Raw genomic sequence first — 8553 nt, 5'->3', positions numbered from 1 at the left:
GGGCGCCTGTCCATTCCCATGCCCACGGGCCGTAACGCGGGACAGGCCGATCTGCTGGCCGTGAACAGCAGTTGCGCCGCCGCGCTGCAGCTGCTGACCGCGTTCTATGCCGACCCCTCCGCTGCAAACCCCGCTGCCACCCTGGAAGCGCTTCGCACGCACCTGGAGCAAGTGGCTTTCCATCACCACAACGTGGCGCGCTACGCCGCGCCGGAACTGGAGCTTTGATCATGACCATCGATTCCAACTGGGCCAGCGTGATGACGCCCGACTACGTGTATGTCGGCATCGTCAAGCGCGACGAGTTCGACCGCATTGCCCTGCCGGCGACGGACCACGGCGCGGCCAATCCCGACCGCCCGCTGCTGACGAAGACGGCGCGCGACCCGAGCGGCTGCACCGTGGTGTTTCAGCACTGGTACGGGCCGCCCCCTGCGGAACGCGCCGCCGCCGAGGCAGCAGCCCAGGCCGTGGAACAGCTGCGGGCTGGTCGCAAGGTGCTCGCATGAGCAACCCGCAGCACCACCAACCCGTGCGCCGCGCGCTTCGCCTGCTCTGGCTGCTGCAGGGCCATGCGTTCGACGGCCTGCGCCTGAAACAGGTGGCGGAGGCGCTAAAGGTCTCGCCGCCCATGGCGCTGCGCGACCTTGAACTGCTGGCAGACGAAGGCGTGGCGGAGCGAATTCCCGGCAACGAAGAGTGCTGGCGCCTGACGCCGAAGCTGATCCAGCTCGCCCGCGCCCATGACGACGAAATGCGCCGTGTGCGTCAGCGCATCGACGACATCGACCAGCGCTACACGCGCGCCATCTGAATCACCCCATCAAGAGAGGAAAAAGCCCAATGGCACGACCCCAACTGTCCGACGCTCAGATCGAAGAGCGCTTTCTCAAGAAAGGCCGCAAGGCCTTGCCCCCAGCCGAGCAGATTGGCCCCGATTTCGTGGGCGCAACTCCCGCCGACATGGCTATCCAGGAAGCCGCGGCGCGGGGTGCGCTGGAGGTGGTGGAGGCCAAGGCCACGGCCATGGCGCAGGAACTGGGCTACGAGGGTGCGCTGACGGTGGGCACTCTGGAAGACGAGATTCGTTTCTACCAGCGGCGCACAGTCGAAGCCATTCTGGAAACGGGCAAGCGACTGCTGCTTCTGCGAGAAATGCTTCCCCCAGGCAATTCCCAAATTGGGAAAAACACTGAGTTCGAGGCCCGGCTTGAACTGCTCGGTTTCTCCAAGTCCACGGCTTACCGCTTCATGCAAGCGGCTGCAAAGACCGTCAAAAGTTCCAAATTGGAACTTTTGAGTTCCCAGGTCAAAAACGCCAGCGCCTTCCTGGAACTCGTCACCCACGACGACGACGTGCTGGAAAACCTCTCAGAGATGGACGACATCGACCGTCTGAGCGCGAGCCAGTTGCGCGAGCGGCTGCGCCAGTCCGAGCAGGATGTGAAGTTCGCCAACGAGAAGCGCGCCAAGGCCGACGAGCGCGCCGACAAAGCCGAGAAGAAGCTCGCCGGCAAGCGCCCGGTGGTCGTTCCCCTGGACGAGCGCATCCTGCCCTTCAAAGAGGAGATCGCGGATCGCCAGTCGCTGATCGAGAACGGCATCGAAGCCCACCACCAGGCCACGCTGGCGCTGGAGCAATGGTGGACGGATGAGGTGACCCAGGCAGAGAACTACGACCCCACGGAGCCGGTGCCGCTGCCGCGCAGCGTGGCGCTGGTGGCACTGAGCCTGCAGGACAGCCTGAACCGCCTCGCGGAACTGGTGGGCGCCGCGCAGCATGCCTTTGCCGAGCGCTTCGGCGATGACCTGGCCGAAGCTCGTCAGTACCTGATGCAAGTGCCTGAGGCTGCGGATGCAGCGGCTTGAGGTGTTGGACGACATGGCTGCACTCTCCCCCGAAGCCTGCGACTACCTGCGCCAGACGGCCCGGCGCCTGGACGCTGCCGAGCATGGGGGCGCCACCCCCATCGTGCAGGAAGCGGCGCAGTTCCTAGGCCTGTCGGTGCAGACGATGTACCGGCACCTAAAGAGCGTGGCCGGCTGGTCGTCGGGCCGCAAGGCGCGATGCGACAAGGGCTCTACCAGCGTTTCCAGCGAGGCCCTGGTGACGCTGGGGTCTGCCCAGCGCGAGGCCATCCGCGCTAATGGCAAGCAGACGCTTTTCACGACCACGGCGCGCGGCATCCTGGAACAGAACGGGCATGCGTTCGGCGTGAGCAACGGGCAGTTGAACCGGCTCATGCGCGACCGCAAGCTCAACGTGGCCTCCCAGCGGGTGGCGGCGCCCGTGCAGGCGCTGCGCGCTCCCTACCCGAACCACACGCACCAGATCGACCCCTCGCTGTGCCTTGTGTACTACCTCAAGGGGCGCCAGTACATCATGCGCGACGACGAGTTCTACAAGAACAAGCTGGACAAGATCGCCAAGCTCAAGTTCAAGTGCTATCGGTACGTGTGCTACGACAAAGCCAGCGCCACCGTGATCCCCTGGTACACGGAAGCAGCGGGCGAAGACCAGTACAACCTGTTCCGCTTTCTGATGTTCGCGTGGGGACTGCAGGCAGGCCGGCCGTTCCAGGGCGTGCCGCGCCACCTGCTGTGGGACAAGGGCAGTGCCAACACGTCGGCGGCGGTGCGCTCGCTGCTGGACGCGCTGGGCGTGAACCACGTCACCCACGAGGCCGGAAACAGCCGCGCCAAGGGTGGCGCGGAGAACGGCAACAACATCGTGGAGACGCAGTTCGAGAGCCGGCTGCGGTTCGAGCCCGTGGAAGACGTGGACCAGCTCAACGCTGCCGCGTTCGCTTGGACCAATGCCTACTGCGCCAACCTGATTCCGGGCCAGGACACGCGGCTGCGCCGGCCGGGCCTGCAGCAGCCGGTGGCCCGCTACGACCTTTGGCAGCTCATCACCCCCGAGCAGTTGCGCGTGCTGCCTCCGGTGGAGGTGTGCCAGGCGTTCATGCGCTCCAAGGAGGAAGAGCGCCAGGTGAAGCCCAACCTGTCCATCACGTTCCGTCATCCGTCTGCCGGTCGCACGCTGGCTTACAGCCTGCGCGGCTTCGATGGCATCAATGTGGGCGACCTGGTGAAGGTGCGCGGGCTGGTGTTCGGCGAGTGCGCCGTCCAGGTGCAGGTGGAGCGCTACGACGGCGAGCCGCTGATTTACCGCTGCGAGCCTGAGCGCGACTTCGACGAGTTCGGCCAGCAGGCCGATGCCGCCGAGATCGGCGCCGAGTACAAGCGCGCGGCGAAGACGGGCGCCGAGCATGCGGCCACGTCGATGGACGAGGCTGCATATCCGGGCCTCTCTGCGGATGAAGTCAAAGCAGCCCGCGCCAAGCGCGCCACGCCTTTCGGCGGTCAGCTCAGCGCCCACGGCTACCTCAAGGACGTGGCACTGCCGGCCTACCTGCCACGGCAGGGCGCCGAGATCGCCACGCCGGTACACGCCGCCCCGGCCGGGCCCGAACTGCTCGACCCGGTGACCGCGATGCTGCGCATCGTCAAGGCCATCGGCCGCCATCTGGCGCCCGAAGAAAACGCCTTCCTCATGAAGCGCTACGAGGCCGGCGTGCCGGAAGACCAGGTGGATGCGCTGATCGCGCAGTACGCGGACCAAGCCGAAGCACCGCAGCCCATGCGCGCCGCTGGCGGGCTGAGGGCGGTGTGATGGTCGCTTCGATGTTGAACCTTCGCGCCGACCTGGCAGCGGTAAGCCGGTCCGCTGCCGACTGCGCCCGCCACACCGGCGTCAGCACCGCCACGATTTCACTGGCCATCAACTACGACCGCTGGCCCAAGGCCTGCGGGGGCGAAGCCGCGCTCAAGGAGCGCATTCGCAAATACCTCACGGCGTGCGGCGCCTCCCCGGAAACGGTGGCGGCGACGTTCGACGAAGCACCTACAGCCCCGCGCGCCAACGCGGAGCTGCAGGCGATGGCGCAAGCCACTCACTCCGGCCCCCAGCCAGGCAAGACCCAAGGAGAGGACCCCTTCATGCTACTACGGCACTACAAACTGACCCCGGACGCGCGGCGCCACTTCAAGATTCCGCGCGACCCCTTCGTCGATGAAATGCGCGACGAGGGCGATGTGTTCGTGACGGACGAAATCCGCTACGTGCGCAGCGCCATGCGCCAAACCGCCAAGTACGGCGGCATGCTGGCCGTGGTGGCCGAGTCGGGCGGCGGCAAGAGCATCTTGCGCAAAGACCTGAACCAGTGGATCGCCGACACGGGCGAGCCGATCACGGTGATCGAGCCCTTTGTGCTGGGCATGGCCGCCAACGAGCGCGACGGCACGCCGCTGAAGGCTGCTGACATCGTGGCGTCGGTGATCCGCAACGTGGCACCCGGCACGGCGCTGCGCCAGCGCCTGGACGACCGCAGCGACCAGATGAAGCGCGTCCTGCAGGGCGCGGCTCAGGTGGGCCGCAAGCACGTCGTCATCATCGAAGAGGCCCATGCCCTGGCCAAGCCCACGATCAAGTGCCTGAAGCGCTTCTACGAGCTGGAGGACGGCTTCAAGAAGCTGCTCGCGATCATGCTGATCGGCCAGACGGAGCTGGAAGAAAAGCTCAGCGAGAACGACCCCGAGGTGCGCGAAGTGGTGCAGCGTTGCGAACTGATCCACTTGCCGGCCCTGGACAACCATGTGCAGGCCTACCTGCAGCACAAGTTCGCGCGGGCCGATGTGGACATGGCCTCGGTGCTGGAGCCGAGCGCGATCGATGCCATCCGCGATGCGCTGCGCATCTCCGAGACGCGCACCCATCGCGGCCAGCGCGAGGTGCGGGAGAAGTCGCTGTGCCATCCGCTGGCCGTGAACAACCTCGTCACGCTGGCGATGAACGAAGCCGTGAAGATCGGCGCCCCCAAGGTCTCGGCGCCGCTGATTCTGGCGGCAGCGAGGGGGAAATGATGAAGTCCTACCTTGTATTCATCACGATGGACGATGGAAGCCGCGGCCGGATGCGGGGCACCTTCGGCAGCGACTGGGAGGCCATCACTGCAGCGCTCCACCTGGAAGGCGTGAGGTCCGTTGTACCGCGCAGGGAGGCAGCATGAATACGCGCCGCTATCCCCGCGTTCCCCTGGTCGTTCTGCTGAGCGCGTTGGTCATGGTGCTCACGACCATGCTGCTGATCGCCGCGGCGGAAATCTACAAGCTGGACACCCGCATGGACCGCGTGCATCTGCAGGGCATGGCGGTAGGCCAGCAAATGTGCCTGGGCATCCAGCCCGAGCTGGACCGGCTCCCGGCCCGCCGCATCGGTGGAGGGCTGCTCTGATGACCACCGAACGAATCCTTCCCGGCCGGGGACGGCCCCGCGACAAAGAGCGGCCCTCCCTGCGCCCTGCAGACCCGGCGCCGGCCGCGCAATACGACCTCATGCGTGCGCCTGTCTGGACGACCAGCCCCGCCCCGGCCACCCGCGCCGGGGCGGATGACCACAAGCGCATCGATAGCCGCGGTTACCGCTGCTAGGAGCCTGCCATGCCCGAAAAAAACGAATTCACCCAGGCCAATCTGCAAGCCGATGGCGCGGCGCTCGCAGCCCAAATCATCGACAAAGTGCTGCGCCCGCACCAGCCACTGCGCACCGTGGTGGTCCTGGAGGCCCTGGTGATGCTTTACCGATTCCACGCGCAAACCCTGCCTCCCCACGCCATCGGCTTGTGCTCCATGTCCTCGGCCGAACTTGCGGGCGAGTTGCTCAAAGCCTCGACCGCCACACAAGTCCCCGACTGCAACGCCATCCATTGATCCAGAGGTAACCCATGTCACTTCAAGAAGCCCAGAAGCGCGCCTCCGCTCTCAGCGAACACCGCGACCGCCTTTCCGCCCTGTTTCTCACGCTGCAGAGCAATCTCGACACCGTGAAGAATGGTTCGCTCGCCGAGATCAAGCGCGTGGCCCGCCAGGTCGCCAAGGAGCACAACGAGCTGGTGGACCATATCAAGGCCCACCCCGAACTGTTCGAGAAGCCGCGCACCTACGTGGTGGACGGCATCAAGTTCGGCATGCTGCTGTCCAACGGGTCCCTGCAGTGGGACGACGACGAGAAGGTGTGCGACCGCATCCGCCGCCTGGTTGATGCCGGCGAGATCACGGCGGAGCAGGCCGACTTGCTCATCAAGACCACGGAAAAGCCTGTGGCCAGCGCCTTGGCCCAGCTGGACCCGAAGGTCCTCAAGCGCCTGGGCGTCTCTGTTGAGGGCGCTGGCGACCAGCCGCTCATCAAGAGCGTGGACAGCACCATCGAAAAGGCTGTGACCTCGGTCATCAACGCGGCGATCAAAGAAGCCAACGCGGAGTTGTCGTGATGGTGTTCCGCACAACCCCTATCGACAACAAGAAGGCGGCCATGGGCTACCTGAACGCCAACCAGCGCCCGTGCTGCCGCAACTGCAGCCACGGCGAGCAGGCTCCCCGAAGCGGCGCATACAACGACGTCTATCCGTGGCGCTGCACCCTTGGCGGGTTCGGTGTGACGGCCCAGGCGGTGTGCAAGGAACACAAAGCGCCAGAGCGCAAGGGAGCGACAGCATGAGCATGACCGAAGATCACCTGCGTCTTTTCGAGCGAGTGGTGGCGCACCTCCTGCAGCGCATCAAGAGCGACCCGCGCATGGCTTTTCTCGCGGGCCCCGGATCGGAGCTCTTCGATCTGGCCACTGCCGCCGCAGCCGCTGCGGGCGGCTTCGACGAGGAGTGGTACAGCAGCCAATTCGCTGAGAACCTGACTTATCAGGCTGTCCCCGCGATCCATGGCAGCGGCGAGCCTGCAGCCCGGCAATACTGGGCTGTCTTCGCGCCATGCCGTCAAGGCGTCATCTTCACCAATGCTGAGGATGCCCGCTGGACGCATACAGGCATCGGAACCGGAAGCGACGGCTTTGGTGTGCCTAGGATCGGGTCCGACTTCCGAGAAGCCTATGGCACCGATCCGCTGACGCTGGAGCGGGTGCAGATTGTCCCGGCCGAAGGTGCGGCCATCGCAACGCAGGAAGGCGGTGCGGCATGAGCGCCGCCTACACCCCCCGCGAGAACTCAGTCGCCTGGAAGGTGACCCAGTTTCTGCAGGCACACCCCGACGAGAAATTGGACGCCGATCTGATCGCCGCCAAATGCGACTGCGACCGCCGCAACGTCCACACGCTACTCGGCCCTGCTGTCCAGGCCAGCCTGTTGGTGCGCGCCGAAGACAACGAGAGCGGCGAGCTGATTTACCGCGCCGGCAAGGTCGCGCTGAATCCACCGGAGCAGCCTGGCAGTGGCGGTTTTCACGGATGGCTGGAACGCAAGGGCATCGCGTCGGCCGAAGGTCGTGCGGCGCGCCGGGACGAACTACCCACCCCGCCGACTGCGGCCCCGGCCCCACGGGCCAGGAAGCAGTCCCCGCGCTTCACGATGGATGCGCTGACGGTGCCCATCGAGAAGGACGTGCCCCTGCCATCGGGCGTGAAGGTCATGGACTGGTCGCCGCTGCTGGAAAAGCTGGAGCCGGGCGATTCGTTCCTCGTCCCCTATGCCGCCCGGTCCTCGATCAGCACCGCCGTGAAGGCCTACAAGGACGCGACGGGCAAGACCCTCACGACCCGCACGCTCGACACCGGAATCCGGGTTTGGAGGACCAAATGACCAACAACCCTTTCAAAGCCGGCGTGTATGGCGGCGTGCCGACCTATCACGTCACGGCGGACGACCGCCTGCGCCTTGTGAGCTCTTTTGAACGTGCTCAGTGCGACGCGGCGCTGCTCGTGCCTGGTCTGCAGAAGACCGTGGCGAGCGCTGTGCATCGCCGCATCCGCCATCTGGACAGGGTGGCTACGGTGGTGACCTTTGAGGACCAAGGCCAGGACTTCCTGCGCTGGGAACTGGATGCAAAGGGCACGGTGATCGGGTGCGAGCCTTTCCAGGCGTCCGTCTGGCACGGCAAAAAGGTGTTTCAGCCCGCTCTGCTGGCTGTGGGTGACTTGGTGCACTTCTATGAAAAGCAAGAAAAGGCCTTCCGGCACATCCGGTACCGCGTCGCCAAGGTCGAGCGATTCGAGAAGGGTCACCCCAAATGACGCGCGACGAAGCACTCGACGAGTTCAAAAAAGTGCTTGACGCTGCCCCCCTAGAGAAAGACGTGGCAAGCGGTGTGTGCCACGGCCTTGGCAGGCCGCAACTGCCGCAGATCGGGGCGTTCCAGTTCGCTGACCGATCCGGTGCCCGGTGCCGTCCACCGGGATTTTTCTAACTCTCGAAAGTAGCGAATGAACAAGTCTGAATTGATCGAAAACATGGCCGACCAAGCCGGTATCACCAAAGTGGCCGCGGGCGCTGCCCTGGAGGCGGCCTTGACGTCCATCCGGGACACCTTGAAACGGGGCGGCAGCGTCACGTTGGTGGGCTTCGGCGCGTTCTCGGTGACCAAGCGAGCGGCACGCACGGGGCGCAATCCGAAGACGGGCGAGGCCATCAAGATCAAGGCCAGCAAGGCACCCAAGTTCTCCGCAGGCAAGCCGCTGAAGGATGCGCTGAACTGAGCCAGCCGGCT

14 protein-coding genes and 1 pseudogene are annotated in these 8553 nt (G+C 65.4%); all 15 read left to right on the top strand.

Annotated features, from left to right (window positions below):
* Window positions 1-228, top strand: a pseudogene (locus AC27IQ_RS15445) (hypothetical protein); the annotation flags it as partial.
* A 2-nt stretch (window positions 229-230) separates the two neighbouring features.
* Window positions 231-509: a hypothetical protein gene (locus tag AC27IQ_RS15440; protein ID WP_487089979.1), complete on the top strand. Its 279-nt coding sequence runs from the start codon at window positions 231-233 to the stop codon at window positions 507-509.
* A complete protein-coding gene (locus AC27IQ_RS15435; protein ID WP_272569181.1) occupies window positions 506-814 on the top strand; it encodes a hypothetical protein in 309 nt (102 codons plus the stop codon). The genes AC27IQ_RS15440 and AC27IQ_RS15435 overlap by 4 nt, the downstream gene beginning before the upstream one ends.
* Window positions 815-909: 95 nt before the next feature.
* Window positions 910-1869, top strand: a complete 960-nt coding sequence (locus tag AC27IQ_RS15430; RefSeq protein WP_487089978.1) for a hypothetical protein — start codon at window positions 910-912, stop codon at window positions 1867-1869.
* Between the two features lie 13 nt (window positions 1870-1882).
* On the top strand, window positions 1883-3676 hold the full coding sequence (locus AC27IQ_RS15425) for an integrase (RefSeq protein WP_487089977.1): 1794 nt from the start codon (window positions 1883-1885) through the stop codon (window positions 3674-3676).
* An 11-nt stretch (window positions 3677-3687) separates the two neighbouring features.
* Window positions 3688-4926, top strand: coding sequence for an ExeA family protein (locus tag AC27IQ_RS15420; protein WP_487089976.1), 1239 nt, complete (start codon window positions 3688-3690; stop codon window positions 4924-4926).
* Window positions 4927-5068: 142 nt separating this feature from the next.
* On the top strand, window positions 5069-5296 hold the full coding sequence (locus AC27IQ_RS15415) for a hypothetical protein (protein ID WP_284426408.1): 228 nt from the start codon (window positions 5069-5071) through the stop codon (window positions 5294-5296).
* Window positions 5296-5493: a hypothetical protein gene (locus AC27IQ_RS15410; protein WP_284426409.1), complete on the top strand. Its 198-nt coding sequence runs from the start codon at window positions 5296-5298 to the stop codon at window positions 5491-5493. The genes AC27IQ_RS15415 and AC27IQ_RS15410 overlap by 1 nt, the downstream gene beginning before the upstream one ends.
* A 9-nt stretch (window positions 5494-5502) precedes the next feature.
* A complete protein-coding gene (locus tag AC27IQ_RS15405) occupies window positions 5503-5772 on the top strand; it encodes a hypothetical protein (protein WP_487089975.1) in 270 nt (89 codons plus the stop codon).
* A gap of 14 nt (window positions 5773-5786) precedes the next feature.
* Window positions 5787-6332 carry a hypothetical protein gene (locus tag AC27IQ_RS15400; protein ID WP_487089974.1) on the top strand — a complete coding sequence of 182 codons (546 nt, stop codon included), beginning with the start codon at window positions 5787-5789 and terminating at the stop codon, window positions 6330-6332.
* A complete protein-coding gene (locus AC27IQ_RS15395; RefSeq protein WP_284426412.1) occupies window positions 6332-6559 on the top strand; it encodes a hypothetical protein in 228 nt (75 codons plus the stop codon). Before AC27IQ_RS15400 ends, AC27IQ_RS15395 begins: the two co-directional genes overlap by 1 nt.
* Complete coding sequence (locus AC27IQ_RS15390) at window positions 6556-7032, top strand: hypothetical protein (RefSeq protein WP_284426413.1); 477 nt, start codon at window positions 6556-6558, stop codon at window positions 7030-7032. Before AC27IQ_RS15395 ends, AC27IQ_RS15390 begins: the two co-directional genes overlap by 4 nt.
* Window positions 7029-7649, top strand: a complete 621-nt coding sequence (locus tag AC27IQ_RS15385) for a hypothetical protein (RefSeq protein ID WP_284426414.1) — start codon at window positions 7029-7031, stop codon at window positions 7647-7649. Before AC27IQ_RS15390 ends, AC27IQ_RS15385 begins: the two co-directional genes overlap by 4 nt.
* Window positions 7646-8080 (top strand): hypothetical protein, encoded by a 435-nt coding sequence (locus tag AC27IQ_RS15380; RefSeq protein ID WP_284426415.1) that lies wholly within the window; start codon window positions 7646-7648, stop codon window positions 8078-8080. The genes AC27IQ_RS15385 and AC27IQ_RS15380 overlap by 4 nt, the downstream gene beginning before the upstream one ends.
* Before the next feature lie 189 nt (window positions 8081-8269).
* On the top strand, window positions 8270-8542 hold the full coding sequence (locus AC27IQ_RS15375; RefSeq protein WP_284426416.1) for an HU family DNA-binding protein: 273 nt from the start codon (window positions 8270-8272) through the stop codon (window positions 8540-8542).
* Window positions 8543-8553: the final 11 nt, after the last annotated feature.

This window comes from Acidovorax sp. KPB24-07, assembly GCF_057543315.1.
Note: the sequence above shows the minus strand (reverse complement) of the source record. Positions and strands in the feature narration are given on the sequence as shown.